Annotated in this window: 24 protein-coding genes; 18 read left to right on the top strand and 6 right to left on the bottom strand. The window is 54.0% G+C overall.

Annotated features, from left to right (window positions below; all coding sequences use genetic code 11):
• Positions 1-29: 29 nt before the first annotated feature.
• The 3 genes from ACXI0A_RS19950 to ACXI0A_RS19940 form a co-directional block, all read right to left on the bottom strand.
• Positions 30-899, bottom strand: coding sequence for a phosphoribulokinase (locus tag ACXI0A_RS19950; RefSeq protein WP_100701775.1), 870 nt, complete (start codon positions 897-899; stop codon positions 30-32).
• A 61-nt stretch (positions 900-960) separates the two neighbouring features.
• A complete protein-coding gene (locus tag ACXI0A_RS19945; RefSeq protein WP_034820041.1) occupies positions 961-1,179 on the bottom strand; it encodes a YheU family protein in 219 nt (72 codons plus the stop codon).
• Between the two features lie 2 nt (positions 1,180-1,181).
• Positions 1,182-2,198: a hydrolase gene (locus tag ACXI0A_RS19940; RefSeq protein WP_224934406.1), complete on the bottom strand. Its 1,017-nt coding sequence runs from the start codon at positions 2,196-2,198 to the stop codon at positions 1,182-1,184.
• A gap of 60 nt (positions 2,199-2,258) precedes the next feature.
• Here ACXI0A_RS19940 and ACXI0A_RS19935 point away from each other — a divergent pair, with 60 nt between their 5' ends.
• Positions 2,259-2,861 carry a LysE family translocator gene (locus tag ACXI0A_RS19935; RefSeq protein ID WP_224934408.1) on the top strand — a complete coding sequence of 201 codons (603 nt, stop codon included), beginning with the start codon at positions 2,259-2,261 and terminating at the stop codon, positions 2,859-2,861.
• A gap of 1 nt (position 2,862) precedes the next feature.
• On the opposite strand, the gene ACXI0A_RS19930 is transcribed toward ACXI0A_RS19935, so the two are convergent.
• A complete protein-coding gene (locus tag ACXI0A_RS19930) occupies positions 2,863-3,843 on the bottom strand; it encodes a substrate-binding domain-containing protein (protein WP_476150800.1) in 981 nt (326 codons plus the stop codon).
• A gap of 233 nt (positions 3,844-4,076) precedes the next feature.
• On the opposite strand from ACXI0A_RS19930, the gene tauA reads away from it, so the two are divergent.
• Genes tauA through tauD form a run of 4 tightly spaced genes read left to right on the top strand, consistent with a single transcriptional unit; the run spans position 4,077 to position 7,495 of the window.
• Entirely contained in the window at positions 4,077-5,057 is a 981-nt protein-coding gene (tauA, locus tag ACXI0A_RS19925; protein WP_476151204.1) for a taurine ABC transporter substrate-binding protein, read from the top strand.
• A 10-nt stretch (positions 5,058-5,067) separates the two neighbouring features.
• A complete protein-coding gene (gene tauB, locus ACXI0A_RS19920; protein WP_476150801.1) occupies positions 5,068-5,835 on the top strand; it encodes a taurine ABC transporter ATP-binding subunit in 768 nt (255 codons plus the stop codon).
• Entirely contained in the window at positions 5,832-6,659 is an 828-nt protein-coding gene (gene tauC, locus ACXI0A_RS19915; RefSeq protein WP_476150802.1) for a taurine ABC transporter permease TauC, read from the top strand. Before tauB ends, tauC begins: the two co-directional genes overlap by 4 nt.
• Positions 6,656-7,495, top strand: coding sequence for a taurine dioxygenase (gene tauD / locus ACXI0A_RS19910; RefSeq protein WP_100701767.1), 840 nt, complete (start codon positions 6,656-6,658; stop codon positions 7,493-7,495). Before tauC ends, tauD begins: the two co-directional genes overlap by 4 nt.
• Positions 7,496-7,610: 115 nt before the next feature.
• Here the strand turns inward: tauD and ACXI0A_RS19905 are convergent, their stop codons facing one another.
• Positions 7,611-9,515 (bottom strand): ABC transporter ATP-binding protein, encoded by a 1,905-nt coding sequence (locus ACXI0A_RS19905; RefSeq protein WP_224934417.1) that lies wholly within the window; start codon positions 9,513-9,515, stop codon positions 7,611-7,613.
• A 115-nt stretch (positions 9,516-9,630) separates the two neighbouring features.
• Between ACXI0A_RS19905 and kefG the strand changes: the two genes are divergently transcribed.
• From kefG to slyD, 4 genes are all read left to right on the top strand, one after another.
• Positions 9,631-10,182 carry a glutathione-regulated potassium-efflux system ancillary protein KefG gene (gene kefG / locus ACXI0A_RS19900; RefSeq protein ID WP_476150803.1) on the top strand — a complete coding sequence of 184 codons (552 nt, stop codon included), beginning with the start codon at positions 9,631-9,633 and terminating at the stop codon, positions 10,180-10,182.
• Positions 10,182-11,984, top strand: coding sequence for a glutathione-regulated potassium-efflux system protein KefB (gene kefB, locus ACXI0A_RS19895; RefSeq protein ID WP_224934421.1), 1,803 nt, complete (start codon positions 10,182-10,184; stop codon positions 11,982-11,984). The genes kefG and kefB overlap by 1 nt, the downstream gene beginning before the upstream one ends.
• 46 nt (positions 11,985-12,030) lie before the next feature.
• Positions 12,031-12,225 carry a YheV family putative zinc ribbon protein gene (locus ACXI0A_RS19890; RefSeq protein WP_034830784.1) on the top strand — a complete coding sequence of 65 codons (195 nt, stop codon included), beginning with the start codon at positions 12,031-12,033 and terminating at the stop codon, positions 12,223-12,225.
• A 192-nt stretch (positions 12,226-12,417) separates the two neighbouring features.
• Complete coding sequence (slyD, locus tag ACXI0A_RS19885; RefSeq protein ID WP_100701764.1) at positions 12,418-12,972, top strand: peptidylprolyl isomerase; 555 nt, start codon at positions 12,418-12,420, stop codon at positions 12,970-12,972.
• A gap of 47 nt (positions 12,973-13,019) precedes the next feature.
• On the opposite strand, the gene ACXI0A_RS19880 is transcribed toward slyD, so the two are convergent.
• Entirely contained in the window at positions 13,020-13,238 is a 219-nt protein-coding gene (locus ACXI0A_RS19880) for a SlyX family protein (protein WP_224934449.1), read from the bottom strand.
• A gap of 279 nt (positions 13,239-13,517) precedes the next feature.
• On the opposite strand from ACXI0A_RS19880, the gene fkpA reads away from it, so the two are divergent.
• The 9 genes from fkpA (at position 13,518) to tuf (ending at position 20,901) form a co-directional block, all read left to right on the top strand.
• Entirely contained in the window at positions 13,518-14,348 is an 831-nt protein-coding gene (gene fkpA / locus ACXI0A_RS19875; RefSeq protein ID WP_224934423.1) for an FKBP-type peptidyl-prolyl cis-trans isomerase, read from the top strand.
• Positions 14,349-14,606: 258 nt separating this feature from the next.
• A complete protein-coding gene (locus ACXI0A_RS19870; protein WP_224934425.1) occupies positions 14,607-15,329 on the top strand; it encodes a helix-turn-helix transcriptional regulator in 723 nt (240 codons plus the stop codon).
• Complete coding sequence (gene tusD / locus ACXI0A_RS19865; protein ID WP_476150804.1) at positions 15,329-15,715, top strand: sulfurtransferase complex subunit TusD; 387 nt, start codon at positions 15,329-15,331, stop codon at positions 15,713-15,715. Before ACXI0A_RS19870 ends, tusD begins: the two co-directional genes overlap by 1 nt.
• Complete coding sequence (gene tusC / locus ACXI0A_RS19860; protein WP_224934429.1) at positions 15,715-16,074, top strand: sulfurtransferase complex subunit TusC; 360 nt, start codon at positions 15,715-15,717, stop codon at positions 16,072-16,074. Before tusD ends, tusC begins: the two co-directional genes overlap by 1 nt.
• Before the next feature lie 9 nt (positions 16,075-16,083).
• Positions 16,084-16,371: a sulfurtransferase complex subunit TusB gene (tusB, locus tag ACXI0A_RS19855; protein ID WP_476150805.1), complete on the top strand. Its 288-nt coding sequence runs from the start codon at positions 16,084-16,086 to the stop codon at positions 16,369-16,371.
• 126 nt (positions 16,372-16,497) lie between these two features.
• Complete coding sequence (rpsL, locus tag ACXI0A_RS19850; RefSeq protein WP_006120575.1) at positions 16,498-16,872, top strand: 30S ribosomal protein S12; 375 nt, start codon at positions 16,498-16,500, stop codon at positions 16,870-16,872.
• A gap of 96 nt (positions 16,873-16,968) precedes the next feature.
• Complete coding sequence (rpsG, locus tag ACXI0A_RS19845; protein WP_007886246.1) at positions 16,969-17,439, top strand: 30S ribosomal protein S7; 471 nt, start codon at positions 16,969-16,971, stop codon at positions 17,437-17,439.
• 93 nt (positions 17,440-17,532) lie between these two features.
• Positions 17,533-19,647: an elongation factor G gene (gene fusA / locus ACXI0A_RS19840; RefSeq protein ID WP_224934433.1), complete on the top strand. Its 2,115-nt coding sequence runs from the start codon at positions 17,533-17,535 to the stop codon at positions 19,645-19,647.
• A gap of 69 nt (positions 19,648-19,716) precedes the next feature.
• Positions 19,717-20,901 carry an elongation factor Tu gene (gene tuf / locus ACXI0A_RS19835; protein ID WP_476150504.1) on the top strand — a complete coding sequence of 395 codons (1,185 nt, stop codon included), beginning with the start codon at positions 19,717-19,719 and terminating at the stop codon, positions 20,899-20,901.
• Positions 20,902-20,988 lie beyond the last annotated feature (87 nt).

Genomic DNA, 20,988 nt, shown 5'->3' with positions numbered 1-20,988 from the left:
CAAACGGCCGCCGCTACAGAATTTCTGGATTATTCAATCCGTTTACCTTCAATCAGCCGCTGCACCAGTGGCGTCATGATTAACTCCATCGCCAGACCCATTTTACCGCCCGGCACCACCAACGTGTTCATATGTGAAATGAACGAGCCCTGGATCATCGCCAGCAGATAAGGGTAAGCAATGCCTTCCAGTCCACGGAAGTGAATCACCACAAAACTTTCATCGAGCGAAGGGATTTCACGTGCGGCAAACGGGTTGGAGGTGTCAACGGTCGGCACGCGCTGGAAGTTGATATGGGTGCGTGAGAACTGCGGCGTGATGAAGTTGATGTAATCCTCCATCGAACGCACCACCGAATCCATCACCGCTTCGCGCGAATGGCCTCGCTCGCCGGTGTCGCGCACCAGCTTTTGAATCCACTCCAGGTTGACGATCGGCACCACACCGACCAACAGATCGACATGCTCCGCCACGTTCTGCTGCTGCGTGACGACGCCGCCATGCAGTCCTTCATAGAACAACACATCGGTGTTTTCCGGCAACGGCTGCCAGGGCGTGAAGGTGCCGGGCACCTGATTCCAGGGCACAGCTTCATCATAGGTGTGCAGATATTTGCGCGATTCACCTAACCCGGTTTGTCCGTAATGCTTGAAGGTGTGTTCTAACAGACCGAAGTCGTTGGCTTCCGGGCCGAAATAGCTGATATGGCGGCCCAGATCGCGCGCTTTACGGATCGCCATGTCCATTTCGGGACGGGTATAGCGATGGAAGCTGTCACCTTCCAGCTCCGCAGCGTGCAAATCCAGCTGCTGAAATATTTTACGGAAGGCAACGCTGGTGGTGGTAGTACCGGCACCGCTTGAACCGGTCACGGCAATGATTGGATGCCTGGCTGACATAACAGAACTCCCTGTGAGGTCGGGCGATGAGCATTGTTACCACGAATTATCGTGCGGTGCATTAACCGCGAAATTCGCCTTTCGGCATAATGTTGACGGATTCATGCAGTTCCGACCACACCAGAACGACGTCCCCGCGTTCCAGCTGGCGGCGCACGTCGGCCACTTTCTGTTCCAGGCTGCGCTCCTGCTCACCGTAGTCGGTGCCTTCGCGCAGCACGAAGGTTTCAATCAGGTTTTCAAGCGTTGCGACTTCAAGTTCTTGCCAGGGAATAATCACGATCACACATCCAGATAAGTTGAGAGCCAGTCAGGCACACGTTGTTCCAGCCACATTTTTGGCTTCATTAACGTACCGCCGACAAAGCCAACGTGACCGCCTTTTTGCGTCAGCTGATATTCAATCGAAGGCGACAGTTGCTCCGGCTGCGGGATCACCGCATCAGTCATAAAGGGATCGTCTTTAGCATGGATGATCAGCAACGGTTTGCGCACGCCCGTGAGCAAGGGCATGGCGCTGGCACGTTGATAATAGTCGTTGGCATCCAGAAAACCGTGCGCGCGGGCGGTAATCGCATCATCAAACTCACGAATACGGCGGAATGCCCGCAGCTGGCTCAGTTCAACGGGCAACGTGCCGGGCCAGGCCAACAGTTTGCGCGTGGCATTCTGTTTCAGCTTGGTCAGCAAATAGTGCTGATAGAAACGAGAGAAGCCGGCATCGAGCTTTTCGCTGCAGGGTTCGAGCGCAAAGGGAGCCGAAATCGCGACGGCTGCATCCACAGGCACATCATTTCCCTGCATGCCCAATAAATAGGCCAGCATATTGCCACCGAGTGAAACGCCCACTGCTGCAGTAGGCACCGTGCCCCATTCGCGCTGTAGCCAGTGCAGGAAATAAGTCGCGTCTTCGGTTTCACCGGAATGATAGATGCGCTCCAGGCGATTCGGCTCGCCGCTGCAGCCACGAAAGTGCATCACCACCGCCAGCCATCCACGTGCCTGGCACGCTTGCATCAGGCCATGAGCATATGGGCTACGGAAGCTGCCTTCCAGGCCATGGAACATCACCATACGCGGCTTGTGGCGTGCCTGTGCCGGGTCTTCGCTCCACGCGAGATCGACAAAATCGCCGTCCGGCAGGTCAAGTCGCTGCCAGTGCGGGCGCAAGGTTACGCGCCGACGCAGTATGCGCGGCAGCAGTGTTTGCAGATGCGCGTTACTGAATCCGCGCAGCGGTGTAAATCGCTCGCCGTTCAGGCGATCAAAATAGCTTGGGTAAAGGCTTGTCTGATGCATAACTCGCTGATAGCTTCGATGGGTTGTCCGCTTTACTGGGTGAGGAGCACCCGAATATACATGGAACTGAGTCTTTTTTTATCAATGTTAGGTTTTCTTTGGGTCGCTGCCATCACGCCAGGGCCCAATAATATGTTACTTACCGCCTCAGGTGCTAATTTTGGCTTCCTGCGCACCATCCCGCTGCTCATTGGTATCATGATTGGTATGCAAGTCATGTTGCTGATGGTGGCATTTGGCATCGGCGGCTTGATCCTACTTTATCCTTCGCTGCATCTGGTGCTGAAGATTGCCGGTAGCCTCTACCTGCTGTGGCTGGCGTGGAAAATCGCCACCGCCGAGTACGAGAAGCTGGAAACCGAAGACGCGACGGTGAAACAGATGCCGTTCTGGCAGGGTGGCCTGTTACAGCTGATCAACCCGAAAGCCTGGTTGATGGCGTTGGGTGCGGTGGCCAGCTTTAGCCTTGCGGGTGACGCCTATCTGCATTCGGTGATTGCCATCAGTATCGGCATGGCGCTGGTCAACGTGGTCTCCGGTGTTATCTGGATGGGATTTGGTTCCATGATTGGCCGTTTTCTGCGCAGTCCGCGCGCGTGGAAAATCTTCAATCTGGCGATGGGTGCGCTGACGGCAGCCTGTGTACTGCTAATCTGGCGTTAAGTTAACTGGAGGCGCGTTCAACGCGCTTCCAGGGTAACACTTCACGCACCACTTCACTGTGCGGCTGGCGGATGCGGTTTAGTAACAGCTGAACACTGCGTGCGCCCAGCCGATTCATTGGTTGTTCGATGGTGGTCAGTGGCGGATTGAGGCTGCTGGTGAAAGGAATGCCATCGAATCCTACTACCGCCAAATCCTCTGGTACCCGTAATCCCGCTTCAAGCGCTGCATGGATCACGCCAACCGCCAGCACATCAGAAACGGCAAACACGGCGTCTGGTCGCTCCGGTAGCGCCAGCAGTACACGCAGTGCAGCACTGCCCGCTTCACACGAAATGTTTTCCGCGTAAGCCACGCCACCCCAACTCAGTTCCAGCTGCTCCAGCGCTTCGCGATAACCCCTTTCACGCTGATGCGAATAGAGATAGCGCATATCACAATTCACCAGCGCGATGCGGCGGCGGCCTTTGCTGGCCAGATAACGCACGGTTTCAAATGCGGCTTCTTTATTATCAATGGTGACGCTGGAGGCCGGGATCGATGGATCATATTCCGCACACTGCACCCAGGGCGCGTCGCCAATCATGGCTTTCAATTCCTGCAAACAGGCGGCGGCATCCATGGTGATGACGCCATCCACCACTTTGCCGCTCAGCAGCGCCAGATAGGCAGCTTCGCGTGGCAGTTGCGAAGCCGAATTGCACAACAGGATGTGATAACCCTGTGCTTCGGCTTCAGCTTCAATGCCTTGCACCACGCGTGAGCAGAAGGGATTAGTGATGTCTGAAATTAACACCAGCAACATATGACTCTGGGCAGTACGCAGCTGGCGGGCCAGCAGATTGGGCTGATAGTCACAGTGATTGATGGCAGCCAACACCTTTTCTCGCGTATCTGTACGCACGCCGGGATGCTGGTTCAACACCCGAGAAACCGTGGCTTTAGACACGCCAGCAAGACGGGCAACTTTCTCAATCGACATGGATTTCAGTACCGCCAGTAGAGGTGAAAAATCAGAAGCCTATCAATAGCACAGACGTTATGTGAGCGTGTGACATATTTCCGTCTTTACGCCTTCTTTGCATTTGCGCATTTCGCATAGCCTTGCCCGATGTTGATCTAAGAACGGATTTTCATTAGGGATAATTTTTAATTCCTTTATGAAATTACCGCCGCTGGAGAAACTGCCGTCACGACATAACATTGGGGTGAATGATGATGGCAGTGAAAAAAACAATAACAGCAGTGGCGGCAGCATTGGCCCTGATGGCTTTTCAGGCGCAGGCGGTGAATGTCACTGTGGCGTATCAAACCTCGGCGGAACCGGCCAAAGTGGCGCAGGCCGACAACACCTTTGCTAAAGAGAGCGGCGCGACTGTTGACTGGCGCAAGTTCGACAGTGGTGCCAGCGTACTGCGCGCGTTGGCTTCTGGCGATGTGCAGATCGGCAATATTGGTTCCAGCCCGCTGGCGGTCGCCGCGACCCAGCAACTGCCTATCGAGGCTTTCCTGCTGGCCTCACAGCTCGGAAATTCCGAAGCGCTGGTGGTGAAGAAATCCATCACCAACCCGAAAGATCTGATCGGCAAACGTATCGCAGTGCCTTTCATCTCCACCACCCATTACAGCCTGCTGTCTGCGCTCAAGCATTGGGGCATTAAGCCTTCGCAGGTTCAGTTAGTGAACCTGCAGCCGCCTGCCATTATCGCGGCGTGGAAACGCGGCGATATCGATGGGGCTTACGTCTGGTCACCGGCGGTTAACGAGCTGGAAAAAGATGGCACGGTGCTGACCGATTCTTCTCAGGTGGGCAAATGGGGTTCACCGACGCTGGATGTGTGGGTAGTGCGCAAAGATTTCGCCCAGCAGCATCCGGAGATCGTCACCGCCTTTGCCCGCAGCGCGATTGAGGCACAGCAGTCCTACATCACCAATCCAGAGCAGTGGCTCAAGCAGCCCGATAACCTTAGCAAGCTGTCGCGTTTGAGTGGCGTACCCGAAGCGGATGTACCGGTACTGGTGAAAGGGAACACCTACCTGACCGCACAGCAGCAGGTGGAACAACTGGGTAAACCGGTGAACAAAGCGATCGTTGATACCGCACACTTCCTGAAAGAGCAGGGCAAAGTGCCGGATGCCGCTAACGATTACAGCAGCTACGTCACCACGCGCTTTGTTGCGCCTTTAACGAAGTAACGGAGGCCGTATGCTCAGCATCACCAACCTGAATGCACGTTACGCCGGACAACCCGCGCTGCAGGATATCAACCTGCAGCTGGACCAACGCGACCTGCTGGTGGTGCTGGGACCGTCCGGCTGTGGCAAAACCACCTTACTGAATTTGATTGCCGGTTTCCTGCCGCTGGAGTCAGGCAGCATCACGCTGGATGGCAAAGCGGTGAAGGGACCGGGGGCGGAACGCGGCGTGGTGTTTCAGAACGAAGGGTTACTGCCGTGGCGTAACGTGATCGATAACGTGGCGTTTGGTTTGCAGCTGGCGGGAATGGAGAAGGCCGAACGCCACGCCATCGCCCGCCGCTTGATCCGCAAAGTCGGGCTGGAAGGGGCGGAAAAGCGTTTTATCTGGCAGCTCTCTGGGGGTCAACGTCAGCGCGTGGGGATTGCGCGTGCGCTGGCGGCTGATCCTCAGTTGCTGCTGTTAGATGAACCCTTTGGCGCGCTGGATGCCTTCACCCGTGAACAGATGCAAACCCTGCTGCTGACGCTATGGCGGGATACCGGCAAACAGATTTTGCTGATTACCCACGACATCGAAGAAGCGGTGTTTCTTGCCAGCGAGCTGGTGCTGCTATCGCCGGGACCAGGCCGCGTGGTGGAGCGCATCAAACTCGACTTTGGTCAGCGTTTTGCCGCCGGTGAGCCGTGCCGCAGCATCAAATCCGACCCGGCTTTTATCGAACGCCGTGCATACGTGTTGAACCAGGTCTTTTCCCAGCGGGAGGCGTTTATATGAGCGCGGTGATTGATGAGAAAACCCAGGCACGCCGACGCACGCTGCGCTGGCCCTTTTCCCCACAGTTTTCCCTGAGCTTGCTGAGTGTAGCCGTGCTGCTGCTGGTGTGGTGGGGCGTGACGGCACTGGGTTTGGTAGCGCCGCTGTTTCTGCCGCCGCCTCAGCAGGTGCTGAAAAAGTTACTGCTGATCGCCAGCCCGCAAGGCTTTATGGATGCGACCTTATGGCAGCATTTGGGTGCCAGCCTGGCACGCATGCTGGTGGCGCTGTTCTTCGCGGCGCTGATTGGCATCCCGGTGGGGATTGCGATGGGCCTGAGCCCGGCGATTCGTGGGCTGCTCGACCCGTTAATTGAACTCTATCGTCCGGTGCCGCCGCTGGCCTATTTGCCGCTGATGGTGATTTGGTTTGGTATCGGCGAAACCTCGAAAATCTTACTGATCTATCTGGCAATCTTCGCGCCTGTCACGCTCTCGACGCTGGCAGGGGTGAAAAATGCTCAGCAGGTACGGGTTCGCGCGGCACAGGCTCTAGGCGCTTCGCGCTGGCAACTGCTGCGCTTTGTCATCCTGCCGGGCGCGCTGCCGGAAATTCTCACCGGTTTACGTATTGGTCTTGGCGTGGGTTGGTCGACGCTGGTGGCCGCTGAACTGATCGCCGCCACGCGAGGTCTCGGCTTTATGGTGCAGTCGGCGGGTGAATTCCTTGCCACCGATGTGGTGCTGGCCGGTATCGCGGTGATTGCCTTGATTGCCTTTAGTTTAGAACTGGGTCTGCGCGCTTTGCAGCGACGCCTGACACCCTGGAATGGAGAACAGCAATGAACGAACGTGTCACCTTTACCGCGCTGGGCCCGTATATCGGTGCGCAGGTCAGCGACCTCGATCTCAGCCGCCCGTTAAGCGACGCGCAGTTTGAGCAGCTTTATCATGGTCTGCTGCGCCATCAGGTGCTGTTCCTGCGTAATCAGGTGATCACGCCGGAACAGCATCGTGCACTGGCGATTCGCTTCGGCGATCTGCACATCCATCCGGTGTATCCGCATGCTGAGGGCGTGGAAGAAATTATCGTGCTGGACACCCATCAGGATAATCCGCCAGATAATGATAACTGGCACACCGATGTCACTTTTATCGAGACGCCACCGGCGATTGCGATTTTAGCGTCGAAGCTGCTGCCGGAGAGCGGAGGCGATACGCTGTGGTCAACCGGCATTGCGGCCTATGAAGCGCTGTCAGAGCCGTTTAAGCAACTACTGAGCGGCTTGCAGGCGGAGCACGATTTTAAGAAGTCGTTCCAGGAATATAAGTACCGTAAGACGGAAGAAGAGCATCAGCGCTGGCAGCAGGCGGTAGCCAAACATCCCCCGGTGCAGCATCCGGTGATTCGTACCCATCCGGTGAGCGGGCGCAAGGCACTGTTCGTCAATGAAGGCTTCACCACGCGGTTACTGGGATTGAGCGAGAAGGAGAGTGAGGCGCTGCTGAATTTCCTGTTCTGGCACACGGCGAAGCCGGAGTTTCAGGTGCGCTGGCGCTGGCAGGAGAATGATGTGGCTATCTGGGATAACCGCGTGACGCAACATTATGCGAATGCCGATTATTATCCGGCGCGGCGAGTGATGCATCGGGCGACGGTGTTAGGGGATGTTCCGTTTTAACCCAGTATTGACGGAATAAGGAGATGTTCGGCAGGCACGTTTCGTAGCGGCGCGATTTATCGCGCGAGGTGTGACACGGCGCGCAATGAATTGTGCCGCTACGAATGTGCATTGTTCAACTCGCCAGCATCTGCTCCAGCTGTTCTTGCGCATCCAGCCATGCCATTTCAACATCTTCCAGCGCGGACTTGCTTTCGGCCTGACGTTGCAGTGCCGAGGTGAGATCCGCTTTACGGCTCTGGTCGTAAATCGCGCTGTCTGAAAGTTGTGCTTCCGCTTCGCTGAGCTGGCTTTGCCACTTCGCCATCTGCTTTTCCAGCTTCTCAATCTCTTTACGCAGTGGTTGCGTTTGCGAGCGCAACTCCGCATCACGGCGCTTCTGATCTTTACGTGACTGGGCGCTGTTAGCGTTATCCTGCTTTGGCGTTGCATCCTGCTGGGCCTGCTGCTTTTGCAGATCGCTCAGCCACTGCTGGTAATCATCCAGATCGCCTTCAAACACATCGACTTTGCGGTCGTGCACCAGATAGAGGTCATCGGTAGTTGAACGCAGTAAATGGCGGTCATGCGACACCACCACCAGTGCGCCTTCGAAATCAATCAACGCTTCGGTCAGTGCCTGGCGCATATCGAGATCGAGGTGGTTCGTCGGTTCATCCAGCAGCAGCAGGTTAGGGCGCTGCCATACGATCAGCGCCAGCACCAGTCGCGCTTTTTCACCGCCTGAGAAGCGCTCGGTGATTTCACTGACTTTGTCGCCCTGGAAGCCGAAGCCGCCCAGATAATCACGTAGCTGCTGTTCCAGCGTTTGCGGCGCGATGCGGGCCAGATGCTGCAGCGGCGATTCGTCAGCGCGCAGATATTCCAGCTGATGCTGGGCGAAGTAACCAAGCTTGATGCCTTTTGCCAGGCCGACTTTGCCATCCAGCGCTTCAATCTCACCGGCCAGCAATTTGATCAGCGTTGATTTACCCGCGCCGTTACGGCCGAGTAGACCGATGCGTGAACCCGGCACCAGATTGAGTTTGATGGCATCAAGAATGATACGCTCACCATAACCCGCCGTGACTTTCTCCATTTTCAGTAATGGATTCGGCAGGCTTTCTGGCGCGCGGAAGCTGAAACTAAACGGGTTATCGACATGAGCGGGCGCAATCAGCTCCATGCGCTCCAGCATCTTGATACGGCTCTGCGCCTGTTTGGCCTTAGTGGCCTGAGCGCGGAAGCGATCGATGTACTTTTGCAGGTGCTGTACTTTTTCCTGCTGGCTCTGGAACAGTGCCTGCTGTTGCGCCAGTTTGGCTACGCGCTGGCGTTCGAACGAGCTGTAGTTACCGGTGTATTCATACATCGTTTGCTGTTCGATATGGATAATCTTATCCACCACCGGATCGAGGAAGTCTCGGTCGTGCGAAATCAGGATCAGCGTGCCTTCATAGCTTTTCAGCCAGCGCTCCAGCCAAATCACCGCATCGAGATCTAAGTGGTTGGTGGGTTCATCCAGCAGCAGCAGATCAGAACGACACACCAGCGCCTGCGCAAGGTTAAGGCGCATACGCCAGCCACCGGAGAAATCGCTCACCGGCCGCATTAATTGTTCCTGGCTAAAGCCCAATCCGTGCAGCAGGCTGGAGGCGCGCGCATGTATGCTCCATGCCTGAATCGCATCCAGCTTGCCGTGCAGCAGCGCAATGGCGTTGCCGTCGTCTTTTTCGTTCGCTGCGGCTAATTCAGATTCGAGCTGACGATATTCGCGGTCGCCGTCGATAACATATTCCAGCGCGGCTTTACTGAGCGCCGGGGTTTCCTGATTCACCCACGCGAGTGCCCAGCTGCTGGGAAAGGTGAAGTTGCCTGCATCACTGCTGATTTCGCCCTTCAGCAGCGACAGCAGCGTGGATTTTCCACAGCCGTTTTTGCCCACCAGACCGACTTTTTGGCCGGGATTAATGGTGGCTGTTGCGTTATCCAGCAGCACGTTGGTGCCGCGGCGTATTTGTAATGCGGAAAATACAATCATAAGCGCCGTATCGTCAGAATATGTTAATTTATCGGCAACATAATTCAATAATGGTTAGTTGCGTCGAGCATGGTAGCGGAATTCCGCTGCGGTGACGACGCTTTGGAGGGGAACGATGTCGCAGCCACCCAAAATATTGCTGCTTTACGCCCATCCGGAAACTCAGGATTCGATTGCTAATCGGGTTTTGCTGCAGTCGGCTATGGAACTGGACCACGTCACGGTGCACGATTTATACGCCCACTATCCGGACTTTTTTATTGATATTCACTATGAGCAGCAGTTGCTGCTTGAACATCAGATCGTGGTTTTCCAGCATCCGCTTTACACCTACAGCTGCCCGGCGCTTCTGAAAGAGTGGCTGGATCGTGTGCTGTCGCGTGGATTCGCCAGTGGTGTGGATGGTAATGCGTTGGAAGGAAAGTACTGGCGCAGCGTCGTGACCACCGGAGAGCCGGAAACGGCTTATCACCACAGTGGCCTGAATCGCTATCCGATGAGCGATATCATGCGTCCGTTTGAGCTGACAGCGCAAATGTGTCGCATGCACTGGATGACGCCGATGGTGATCCATTGGGCACGTCGCCAAACGCCAGAAGTGATGCGTAATTATGCGCATGCTTACCGCGATTGGCTCTCTTCACCCTTGCCGCAGGGAGTGGTGTGATGGAAGGACAAACCTTACTGACGGCTGGCGTCATTTATTTGGTCGCTGCGGTGATCGTGGTGCCCATCGCCGCGCGCCTCGGCATTGGTGCAGTACTGGGTTATCTGCTGGCGGGTATTGCCATCGGCCCATGGGGTTTAGGCTTTATTAGCGACGTCGATGAGATTTTGCACTTCTCAGAACTCGGCGTGGTGTTCCTGATGTTTATCATCGGGCTGGAGTTGAATCCCGCCAAGCTCTGGGCTTTGAGACGTTCAATCTTTGGCGTGGGCGCTGCGCAGGTCTTGGTTTCTGCCGCCATTCTGGGCGTGCTGCTGTGGCTGACAAACTTTAGCTGGCAAGCGGCGGTGATCGGCGGGATTGGCCTGGCAATGTCCTCCACTGCCATGGCCCTGCAGTTGATGCGCGATAAGGGCATGAATCGCAGTGAAGCGGGTCAGCTCGGCTTCTCGGTGCTGCTGTTCCAGGATCTGGCCGTCATCCCCGCATTAGCATTAGTACCGTTATTGGCCGGTGGCGACAGTGGTCATGTTGACTGGCTGAAGGTTGGCATGAAGGTGTTGGCCTTCGCCGGTATGCTGGTGGGCGGTCGTTATCTGCTGCGTCCGATTTTCCGCTTCATCGCCGCTTCCGGTGTGCGTGAAGTATTCACTGCTGCCTCATTATTACTGGTGCTGGGCTCGGCGCTTTTTATGGATGCGTTGGGGCTGTCAATGGCGCTTGGCACCTTTATCGCCGGTATCCTGCTGGCAGAGAGTGAATATCGCCACGAGCTGGAAGTGGCCATCGAACCCTTCAAAGGTTTGCTGCTGGGGCTGTTCTTTATTTCCGTCGGCATGGCGCTGAATTTGGGTGTGCTTTATACCCATATCGTGGAGATCATCCTTGGTGTGGTGATTCTGGTGGCGGTGAAAACCCTGGTGCTCTATGTGTTGGGCCGTATTTATGGCTTACGCAGTTCCGAGCGCCTGCAATTTGCCAGCGTGCTCAGCCAGGGCGGTGAATTTGCCTTTGTGCTGTTCTCAGCGGCCTCGTCGGCCAAACTGTTTAGCGGCGATCAATTGCCACTGTTACTGGTGACAGTGACGCTATCGATGATGACCACACCGCTGCTGATGCAGGGCGTGGATAAAATTCTCGCGCGGCGTTTCAACGAGCCCGATGATGACAGTGAAAAGCCGTTTGTCGAAGACGATCAGCCGCAGGTGATTGTGGTGGGCTTTGGTCGTTTCGGTCAGGTTGTTGGCCGTTTACTGATGGCCAATAATAAACGTATTACCGTGCTGGAACGCGATATCTCCGCCGTAAGCCTGATGCGTAAGTATGGCTATAAGGTTTACTATGGGGATGCCACTGAGCTTGAGTTACTGCGTGCAGCTGGCGCGGAGAATGCGCAATCCATCGTGATCACCTGTAACGATCCTGAGGATTCGATGACCATTGTGCATCTCTGCCAGCAGCATTTTCCACAACTGGAAATTCTGGCGCGTGCGCGGGGACGTGTAGAAGCGCATGAGTTGTTGCAGGCTGGCGTGACGCTGTTCTCACGTGAAACCTTCTCCAGTGCGCTGGAATTAGGACGCAAGACGCTGATCTCATTGGGGATGCATCCGCATCAGGCACAGCGCGCGCAGCAGCATTTCCGTCGCCTCGATATGCGCATGCTGCGTGAACTGGTGCCCAGTCATGATGACAGTGCGCAGGTTTCACGCGTGCGTGAAGCGCGTCGCGAGCTGGAGGACATCTTCCAGCGCGAAATGCAGCATGAAAAACGCCAGATTGACGGTTGGGATGACGAGTAAGACTACACTTAACATATCCGTTGCTTAATAGCGGGCAGGAAAGAGTATGCGTAAACGTTTTATTGCTGGTGCGGTATGTCCGCAATGTCAGGAAAAAGACACGCTGGCGTTGTGGCGTGAGAATAATGTCGAAGTGGTGGAGTGCGTGCAGTGCGGCCATCAAATGCGCGAAGCGGATAAACAAGTTCGCGATAAGGTGCGCAGTAATGAGCAAGTGATCGGCATTTTTCATCCTGAGTAGCGGAATGGCGCAGCTTTTTTTAAGCTTAAACTTACAGCGGGATTGAATTCCGCTACAATCGGCGCCATTAACGCTGAGCAGTATGCAGCAACACATTTGTTGGCATTCTCAGTCTTGAACCTTTCTGGTTGGTTATTGCACGAAAATAGACCAATGAGACAGGATCTCAGTTCTCAACGGTTAGGAGATATCATGAAAGTAGCAAAAGACCTGGTGGTGAGCCTGGCGTATCAGGTTCGTACCGAAGACGGTGTGTTGGTTGACGAGTCACCGGTGAGTGCACCGTTGGACTATCTGCACGGTCATGGTTCCCTGATTTCTGGTCTGGAAAAAGCGCTGGAAAATCATGATGTAGGCGATAAGTTTGATGTGCATATCCCAGCAAACGACGCTTACGGTCAGTACGACGACAACCTGGTTCAGCGCGTTCCGAAAGATGTGTTCATGGGCGTGGACGAACTGCAGGTTGGTATGCGCTTCCTGGCTGAAACCGATCAGGGTCCAGTGCCGGTTGAAATCACCGAAGTGGAAGACGAGCACGTCGTGGTTGATGGTAACCACATGCTGGCGGGTCAGAACCTGAACTTTAACGTGGAAGTGGTGGCGATCCGTGAAGCAACGGAAGAAGAAATCGCACACGGCCATGTGCATGGCGCGGATGGTCATCATCATGACCACGATCACGACCATGGTCACGATCACGGCCAGGGTGGTTGTGGTACTGGCGGTTGCGGCTGCAGCCACTAAGTTCTGCGTTGAACAATAAAAGGCCACCTTCGGGTGGCCTTTTGGTTTTAATAGTGCGGTGGTGGCGTCTCTTCGGACTGCGAGGCAATCGGTGACGGTGTCGCCGCTTTTACTTTATCCACTAATAAACGCACTTGTTCGCGCATGCGACTCATCTCCAGTTCGTGTTGAGTCACGGTCAGATTGAGCTGATCGATAGTGTGCTCCTGAAAAGCCAGTTTGCTCTCCAGCGCCTCAAGGCGTTGTTCCCACTCTTCCTGTTGCATCATCTCTTCTCCGGTTACGGTGCTGCGCCTGGCGCGTATCGGGCGTGATTCTACGGTCTTTGGCGCCAGAATCACCCGATTTTTAACCTTTATGAGGCTTGATGGTTGAAAACGGCGCTAATGCCTTCATCTCTGGTGAAACTTCCTGATGCAAAAAAGGTCGGATGTTAAGCGGGTAATTACGTTGTGGGAGTGTTCGCCGCTGCCACGTAAAGTTATAGTGTGGGCCACTGTCCGCAATGATTCCCGAGGTTTAGATGCTTCGGTTTTGGAGAAAGGATGAAATCACTGTTTAAAGTCACATTGTTAGCTACCACCATGGCCATCGCGCTGAATGCACCGCTGGCAATGGCAGCAGAAACCACCGCCGCTCCAACTGACGCTGCTCAGGCTGCGCCGCAGGCTCCGAAGAATGCTGCCTTCAAAAACGAAGACCAGCAGTCAGCTTATGCGCTGGGTGCTTCTTTGGGTCGCTACATGGACAACTCTCTGAAGGAACAAGAGAAACTGGGCATCAAACTGGACAAAGATCAGCTGATCGCGGGTGTTCAGGATGCATTCGGTGGCAAGAGCAAGCTGTCTGATCAAGAGATCGAGCAGACCCTGCAAGCCTTCGAAGGCCGCGTGAAAGGCGCTGCACAGGCGAAGATGGAAAAAGACGCGAAAGAGAACTCTGACAAGGGTACCGCTTACGCTGACAAATTCGCCAAAGAAAAAGGCGTGAAGAAAACTGAATCTGGCTTGCTGTATCAGGTTGAGAAAGAAGGCACCGGTGACGCACCTAAAGATAGCGACACCGTAGTCGTGAACTATAAAGGTACGCTGATCGACGGTACCGAGTTCGACAACTCTTACACCCGTGGCGAGCCACTGTCATTCCGTCTCGACGGCGTGATCCCAGGCTGGACCGAAGGTCTGAAGCACGTGAAGAAAGGCGGCAAGATCAAGCTGGTGATCCCACCGAACCTGGCTTACGGCAAAAATGGCGTTCCGGGTATTCCGGCTAACTCAACACTGGTATTTGATGTTGAGCTGCTGGATATCAAGCCAGCACCAAAAGCGGATGAGAAAGCACAGGCTCCGGCCGCTGCTGATAAGAAAGCACAGTAATCTGCTTGCTTATCTGACGCCGCCTCCGGGCGGCGTTTTTATTTGTCAGTCAGACTGAGGCTGCGCTCGCAATCCTCACTCATGCTGAGGGCTGAGCTAACATGCTGTCTTTCAGCAAACCAAATTGTTTAGGGGAATGAGTAAAGCTCTGGCTAAACACCCCGACATTTGCCAGACTAGCGCCTGCACAACTATCACAATATGAGTCTGCCCCAAAGCTGTCGAGACAGGCTCCAGCCATTTAGGGTAATGTCTTCGATGTCTAATCCATTCAATCCCGGTGAACTGACTGACTTCGATTTACTGGAGCAACGTCCGTTCGAGCAAGCAGACTACGATATTCTCAAATCTTACGAAGCCGTCGTCGATGGTCTCGCGATGCTGATCGGTTCGCACTGCGAAATCGTGCTGCATTCGCTGGAAGATTTAAAATGCTCCGCCGTGCGCATCGCCAATGGTGAACATACCGGCCGCAAAGTAGGCTCGCCGATTACCGATTTGGCACTGCGCATGCTGCATGATATGCATGGCGCTGACAGCAATGTCTCCCGCGCTTACTTCACGCGCGCCAAAAGCGGCGTGCTGATGAAATCTGTCACCATCGCGATTCGCAATCGTCAGCAGCGGGTGATTGGCCTGCTGTGTATCAATATGAACCTCGATGTGCCGTTCTCGCAGATTATGTCGACCTTTATGCCGCCGGAAATGCAGCAGGTGGATTCTAATGTTAACTTTGCCAGCTCAGTTGAAGACCTGGTGATGCAAACGCTGGAATTTACCATTGAGGAAGTGAGCAACGACCGCAACGTGTCGAACAATGCGAAGAATCGTCAGATTGTGCTCAATATGTATGAGAAGGGCATCTTCGATATCAAAGACGCGATTAACCAGGTTGCCGATCGTCTCAATATCTCCAAGCACACGGTTTACCTCTATATCCGCCAGTTTAAGAGTGGTGACTTCCAGGGGCAGGATCGCTAATGCGCTATACCTTGCTGGTGACAGGGCCGGCATACGGTACGCAGCACGCCAGTAGCGCTTTGCTGTTTGCTCGTGCGCTGATTAAAGAAGGTCATCAGTTAGAGAGTGTCTTCTTTTATAGGGAAGGCGTGCTGAATGCCAACCAGCTGAGTGCTCCCGCCAGCGATGAAGTGGATGTGGTGCGCGCATGGCAGCAGCTACGTGAAGAGAGCGGTGCAGCGCTGAATATCTGCGTGGCTGCCGCATTACGCCGTGGCGTGACGGATATGCAGGAAGCCACGCGCTTGCAACTGGCAGGCAGTAATCTGCAACCCGGTTTTGAACTCAGTGGCTTAGGTGCGCTGGCAGAAGCCGCGCTGACCTGCGATCGCCTGGTGCAATTCTGATGAATCGCGTGGCATTTCTGTTCACTCAGGCACCCCACGGCAGCAGCGCGGGCAGGGAAGGGCTGGATGCAGTTCTGGCCACCGGCGCGCTCAGCGAGGATATTGCACTGTTCTTTATTGGCGATGGCGTCCTGCAACTTCATCGCGATCAGCGTCCAGAGCAGATTCTGGCTCGTAACTATATTGCGACTTTTGGTGTGCTGGATTTGTACGACATCGACCAGTGTTTCGTTTGCCGCGAATCACTTGAGGCGCGTGGGCAAAGTTTAACGGCTGAACGCGTGATGGCGGCTGAAGTCCTGGATGCCGATACACTGCGCCAGAAACTCGCCACTTATCATCGAATCCTTCGTTTCTGAGAATCCAACATGCTCTACACGTTACTGCAATCACCCTGGCAATGCGATATCGATAGCCTGTTACTGCTCATGCAGGAGGGCGACGATTTGCTGCTGATGCAGGATGGAGTAACGGCCGCGCTTGAGGGCAGCCGGATGTTAATCAAGCTACAAGCCTCTCCGGCCGCGCTTTGGGTCCTTCAGGAAGATGTGGACGCACGCGGGTTGTCTGAGCAAATTTCAACCAAAGTAGCACGTTTGGACTATACTGGTTTCGTTGCGATGACGGTGAAGCACCAACAACAAGTGGCCTGGTAAGAAGGAAAACCTGGTTATTTCTTGACACCCTTTTGACACAGCCCTAAAATTCTGCCTCCTCGTAGTAATACGAGGCGATTTATTACGTGTTTACGAAGCAAAAAGCTAAATCCCAGGAGCTATTTAATGGCAACAGTTAACCAGCTGGTTCGCAAACCACGCGTACGCAAAGTTGCAAAGAGCAACGTGCCTGCGCTGGAAGCTTGCCCGCAGAAACGTGGCGTATGTACTCGTGTGTACACCACTACCCCTAAAAAACCAAACTCAGCACTGCGTAAAGTTTGCCGTGTGCGTTTGACTAACGGTTTTGAAGTTACCTCCTACATCGGCGGTGAAGGTCATAACCTCCAGGAACACTCAGTGATCCTGATCCGTGGCGGTCGTGTTAAAGACTTGCCAGGTGTGCGTTACCACACCGTTCGCGGCGCGCTTGACTGCTCAGGTGTTAAAGACCGTAAGCAGTCACGCTCCAAGTACGGCGTGAAGAAGCCAAAGGCTTAATGGTTCTCCGTTAAGTAAGGCCAAACATTTTCACTTTAATGTCAAAATAAACTCGTAGAGTTTTGGACAATCCTGAATTAACAACGGAGTATTTCCATGCCACGTCGTCGCGTTATTGGTCAGCGTAAAATCCTGCCAGATCCTAAGTTCGGATCAGAATTGCTGGCTAAATTTGTAAACATTCTGATGGTTGATGGTAAAAAATCTACCGCAGAATCTATCGTCTACACCGCACTTGATACCCTGGCTCAACGTGCTGGTAAAGACGGTCTGGAAGCTTTCGAAGTTGCACTCGAAAACGTACGTCCGACTGTAGAAGTTAAGTCACGTCGCGTTGGTGGTTCAACCTACCAGGTTCCAGTTGAAGTCCGTCCGGTTCGTCGTAATGCTCTGGCAATGCGTTGGATCGTTGAAGCTGCTCGTAAACGCGGTGATAAATCAATGGCTCTTCGCCTGGCGAACGAACTTTCTGATGCTGCAGAGAACAAAGGTACTGCAGTTAAGAAACGTGAAGACGTTCACCGTATGGCTGAAGCCAACAAGGCGTTCGCACACTACCGCTGGTAACAGCCACGTAGTTGTTATTAACCCAGCGGGCGTCCCAGTGACTTACCTGCTGGGCTTTTTTAACTTAGAACGTCTCAGAATCAGAGGAATCAAATGGCTCGTAAAACACCCATTGAGCGCTATCGTAACATCGGTATTAGTGCGCACATCGACGCCGGTAAAACTACCACTACCGAACGTGTTCTGTTCTACACCGGTGTAAACCACAAAATCGGTGAAGTACATGACGGCGCGGCTACCATGGACTGGATGGAGCAGGAACAGGAACGTGGTATTACTATCACTTCCGCTGCGACCACCTGTTTCTGGTCTGGTATGGCTAAGCAGTTTGAGCCACACCACGTAAACATCATCGACACCCCAGGACACGTTGACTTCACCATCGAAGTTGAGCGTTCTATGCGTGTGCTTGATGGCGCAGTGATGGTTTACTGTGCGGTTGGTGGTGTTCAGCCACAGTCTGAAACCGTATGGCGCCAGGCTAACAAATATAAAGTTCCACGCATTGCGTTCGTTAACAAAATGGACCGCATGGGTGCTAACTTCCTTAAAGTTGTTGATCAGATGCAAGCGCGTCTGGGTGCAAACCCAGTTCCACTTCAGCTGGCTATCGGCGCAGAAGAAAAATTCACCGGTGTTGTTGACCTGGTGAAAATGAAAGCTATCAACTGGAACGATGCCGATCAGGGCGTCACCTTCGAATACGAAGAGATTCCAGCTGATATGCAGGAACTGGCTGAAGAGTGGCGCGCGAAGCTGGTTGAAGCCGCTGCTGAAGGTTCTGACGAGCTGATGGAGAAATTCTTCGGCGGTGAAGAGCTGACAGAAGAAGAGATCAAAACTTCTCTGCGTAAGCGCGTGCTGAATAACGAAATCATCCTGGTTACCTGTGGTTCTGCATTTAAGAACAAAGGTGTTCAGGCGATGCTGGATGCGGTAGTTGAATACCTGCCAGCACCGACTGACGTTACCGCGATCAACGGTATGCTGGACGACGGTAAAGACACGCCGGCTGAGCGTCATTCTGACGACAACGAGCCGTTTGCTGCTCTGGCGTTCAAAATCGCAACCGACCCGTTTGTTGGTAACCTGACCTTCTTCCGCGTTTACTCTGGTGTTGTTAACACTGGTGACACCGTGTTCAACCCGGTTAAGTCAAACCGTGAGCGTCTGGGCCGTATCGTTCAGATGCACGCTAACAAACGTGAAGAGATCAAAGAAGTTCGTGCGGGCGACATCGCAGCTGCGATCGGCCTGAAAGATGTGACCACTGGTGACACCCTGTGTGACCCAGACAACGTCATCATCCTTGAGCGCATGGAATTCCCTGAGCCAGTAATCTCTATCGCCGTTGAGCCGAAAACCAAAGCTGACCAGGAAAAAATGGGTCTGGCTCTGGGTCGTCTGGCGAAGGAAGATCCATCATTCCGCGTATGGACTGATGAAGAAACCAACCAGACCATCATCGCTGGTATGGGTGAGCTGCACCTCGACATCATCGTTGACCGCATGAAGCGTGAATTCAACGTTGAAGCGAACGTCGGTAAACCTCAGGTTGCTTACCGTGAAGCGATTCGCGCGAAAGTTACCGATATCGAAGGTAAACACGCCAAGCAGTCTGGTGGTCGTGGTCAGTACGGTCATGTTGTTATCGACATGTACCCACTGGAGCCGGGTGTTAACCCGAAAGGCTACGAATTTATCAACGACATCAAGGGCGGTACGATTCCAACTGAATACATCCCTGCGGTTGATAAAGGCCTTCAGGAGCAGTTGAAGTCAGGTCCTCTGGCCGGTTATCCGGTAGTTGACTTGGGTGTTCGTCTGCACTTCGGTTCATACCATGATGTCGACTCCTCAGAGCTGGCGTTTAAACTTGCTGCTTCTATCGCGTTCAAAGAAGGCTTTAAAAGAGCAACTCCAGTTCTGCTTGAGCCGATCATGAAGGTTGAAGTAGAGACTCCGGAAGAGAACACCGGTGACGTTATCGGTGACCTTAGCCGTCGTCGTGGTATGCTCAAAGGACAGGAATCTAACGCTACTGGCGTTCAGATCCATGCTGAAGTTCCACTGTCTGAAATGTTCGGATATGCAACTCAGCTGCGTTCTCTGACCAAAGGCCGTGCTTCTTACTCCATGGAGTTCCTGAAGTACGATGATGCGCCGAACAACGTCGCTCAGGCCGTTATTGAAGCTCGTAGCAAATAAGCTACGGTTTAAAAATTGTGAACTGATGCCTTCATGACTCATGAAGGCACAACGTAAGGAATTATCGCCATGGCGAAAGAGCAATTTCAGCGTAACAAACTGCACGTAAACGTCGGCACCATCGGTCACGTTGACCATGGTAAAACCACTCTGACTGCAGCAATCACCACCGTTCTGGCTAAAACCTACGGCGGCTCTGCTAAAGCGTTCGATCAGATCGATAACGCACCAGAAGAGAAAGCTCGTGGTATCACCATCAACACTTCACACGTTGAATATGAAACCCCGACTCGCCACTACGCGCACGTTGACTGCCCAGGCCACGCCGACTATGTGAAAAACATGATCACCGGTGCTGCGCAGATGGACGGCGCGATCCTGGTTGTTGCTGCGACTGATGGCCCAATGCCACAGACCCGTGAGCACATCCTGCTGGGTCGTCAGGTTGGCGTTCCTTACATCATCGTGTTCCTGAACAAGTGCGACATGGTTGATGATGAAGAGCTGCTGGAACTGGTAGAGATGGAAGTTCGCGATCTGCTGTCAGCTTACGACTTCCCGGGCGACGATACTCCAATCGTACGCGGTTCTGCTCTGCAGGCACTGAACGGTGTTGCTGAGTGGGAAGAGAAGATCATTGAGCTGGCTGGTCACCTGGATAACTACATCCCAGAGCCAGTACGTGCAATCGACCTGCCGTTCCTGCTGCCAATCGAAGACGTATTCTCAATCTCAGGCCGTGGTACTGTTGTAACCGGTCGTGTTGAGCGCGGTATCGTTAAAGTCGGCGACGAAGTTGAAATCGTTGGTATCAAGGCGACTGTTAAGTCTACCTGTACCGGTGTTGAAATGTTCCGTAAGCTGCTGGACCAGGGTCAGGCAGGCGAGAACTGTGGTGTTCTGCTGCGTGGTATCAAGCGTGAAGACATCCAGCGTGGCCAGGTACTGGCTAAGCCGGGTTCAATCAAGCCACATACCAAGTTCGTATCAGAAGTGTACGTTCTGTCTAAAGACGAAGGCGGCCGTCATACTCCGTTCTTCAAAGGCTACCGTCCACAGTTCTACTTCCGTACCACTGACGTGACCGGCAACGTTGAGCTGCCAGAAGGCGTTGAGATGGTAATGCCAGGCGACAACGTGAAAATGACCGTTGAGCTGATCCACCCAATCGCGATGGATCAGGGTCTGCGTTTCGCAATCCGTGAAGGCGGCCGTACTGTTGGTGCGGGCGTTGTTGCTGAAGTTATCGCTTAATTGCGTTAATGTCGGTGGCTGCTAAGGCGGTCACCGCAGCACGAAAGAGAGCACTTCGGTGCTCTTTTTTTTGTCTGCAATTTGCCC

The sequence above is a fragment of the Pantoea sp. C1E2 genome (genome assembly GCF_056491465.1).
The sequence above is the reverse complement of the archived record's forward strand: the minus strand, read 5'-3'. Positions and strand labels throughout refer to the sequence as shown.

Excerpts from the sequence above, each read along its gene's own strand:
- ACXI0A_RS19890 (WP_034830784.1), top strand. The coding sequence starts at position 12,031 with ATGCGTAAACGTTTTATTGCTGGTGCGGTATGTCCGCAATGTCAGGAA.
- ACXI0A_RS19930 (WP_476150800.1), bottom strand. The coding sequence starts at position 3,843 with ATGTCGATTGAGAAAGTTGCCCGTCTTGCTGGCGTGTCTAAAGCCACG.
- tauD (WP_100701767.1), top strand. The coding sequence starts at position 6,656 with ATGAACGAACGTGTCACCTTTACCGCGCTGGGCCCGTATATCGGTGCG.
- rpsG (WP_007886246.1), top strand. The coding sequence starts at position 16,969 with ATGCCACGTCGTCGCGTTATTGGTCAGCGTAAAATCCTGCCAGATCCT.
- tauC (WP_476150802.1), top strand. The coding sequence starts at position 5,832 with ATGAGCGCGGTGATTGATGAGAAAACCCAGGCACGCCGACGCACGCTG.
- ACXI0A_RS19870 (WP_224934425.1), top strand. The coding sequence starts at position 14,607 with ATGTCTAATCCATTCAATCCCGGTGAACTGACTGACTTCGATTTACTG.
- kefB (WP_224934421.1), top strand. The coding sequence starts at position 10,182 with ATGGAAGGACAAACCTTACTGACGGCTGGCGTCATTTATTTGGTCGCT.
- ACXI0A_RS19880 (WP_224934449.1), bottom strand. The coding sequence starts at position 13,238 with ATGCAACAGGAAGAGTGGGAACAACGCCTTGAGGCGCTGGAGAGCAAA.
- ACXI0A_RS19940 (WP_224934406.1), bottom strand. The coding sequence starts at position 2,198 with ATGCATCAGACAAGCCTTTACCCAAGCTATTTTGATCGCCTGAACGGC.
- rpsL (WP_006120575.1), top strand. The coding sequence starts at position 16,498 with ATGGCAACAGTTAACCAGCTGGTTCGCAAACCACGCGTACGCAAAGTT.
- tauB (WP_476150801.1), top strand. The coding sequence starts at position 5,068 with ATGCTCAGCATCACCAACCTGAATGCACGTTACGCCGGACAACCCGCG.
- tusC (WP_224934429.1), top strand. The coding sequence starts at position 15,715 with ATGAATCGCGTGGCATTTCTGTTCACTCAGGCACCCCACGGCAGCAGC.
- kefG (WP_476150803.1), top strand. The coding sequence starts at position 9,631 with ATGTCGCAGCCACCCAAAATATTGCTGCTTTACGCCCATCCGGAAACT.
- tuf (WP_476150504.1), top strand. The coding sequence starts at position 19,717 with ATGGCGAAAGAGCAATTTCAGCGTAACAAACTGCACGTAAACGTCGGC.
- fkpA (WP_224934423.1), top strand. The coding sequence starts at position 13,518 with ATGAAATCACTGTTTAAAGTCACATTGTTAGCTACCACCATGGCCATC.
- ACXI0A_RS19905 (WP_224934417.1), bottom strand. The coding sequence starts at position 9,515 with ATGATTGTATTTTCCGCATTACAAATACGCCGCGGCACCAACGTGCTG.
- ACXI0A_RS19935 (WP_224934408.1), top strand. The coding sequence starts at position 2,259 with ATGGAACTGAGTCTTTTTTTATCAATGTTAGGTTTTCTTTGGGTCGCT.
- fusA (WP_224934433.1), top strand. The coding sequence starts at position 17,533 with ATGGCTCGTAAAACACCCATTGAGCGCTATCGTAACATCGGTATTAGT.
- tusD (WP_476150804.1), top strand. The coding sequence starts at position 15,329 with ATGCGCTATACCTTGCTGGTGACAGGGCCGGCATACGGTACGCAGCAC.
- slyD (WP_100701764.1), top strand. The coding sequence starts at position 12,418 with ATGAAAGTAGCAAAAGACCTGGTGGTGAGCCTGGCGTATCAGGTTCGT.
- tauA (WP_476151204.1), top strand. The coding sequence starts at position 4,077 with ATGATGGCAGTGAAAAAAACAATAACAGCAGTGGCGGCAGCATTGGCC.
- ACXI0A_RS19950 (WP_100701775.1), bottom strand. The coding sequence starts at position 899 with ATGTCAGCCAGGCATCCAATCATTGCCGTGACCGGTTCAAGCGGTGCC.
- tusB (WP_476150805.1), top strand. The coding sequence starts at position 16,084 with ATGCTCTACACGTTACTGCAATCACCCTGGCAATGCGATATCGATAGC.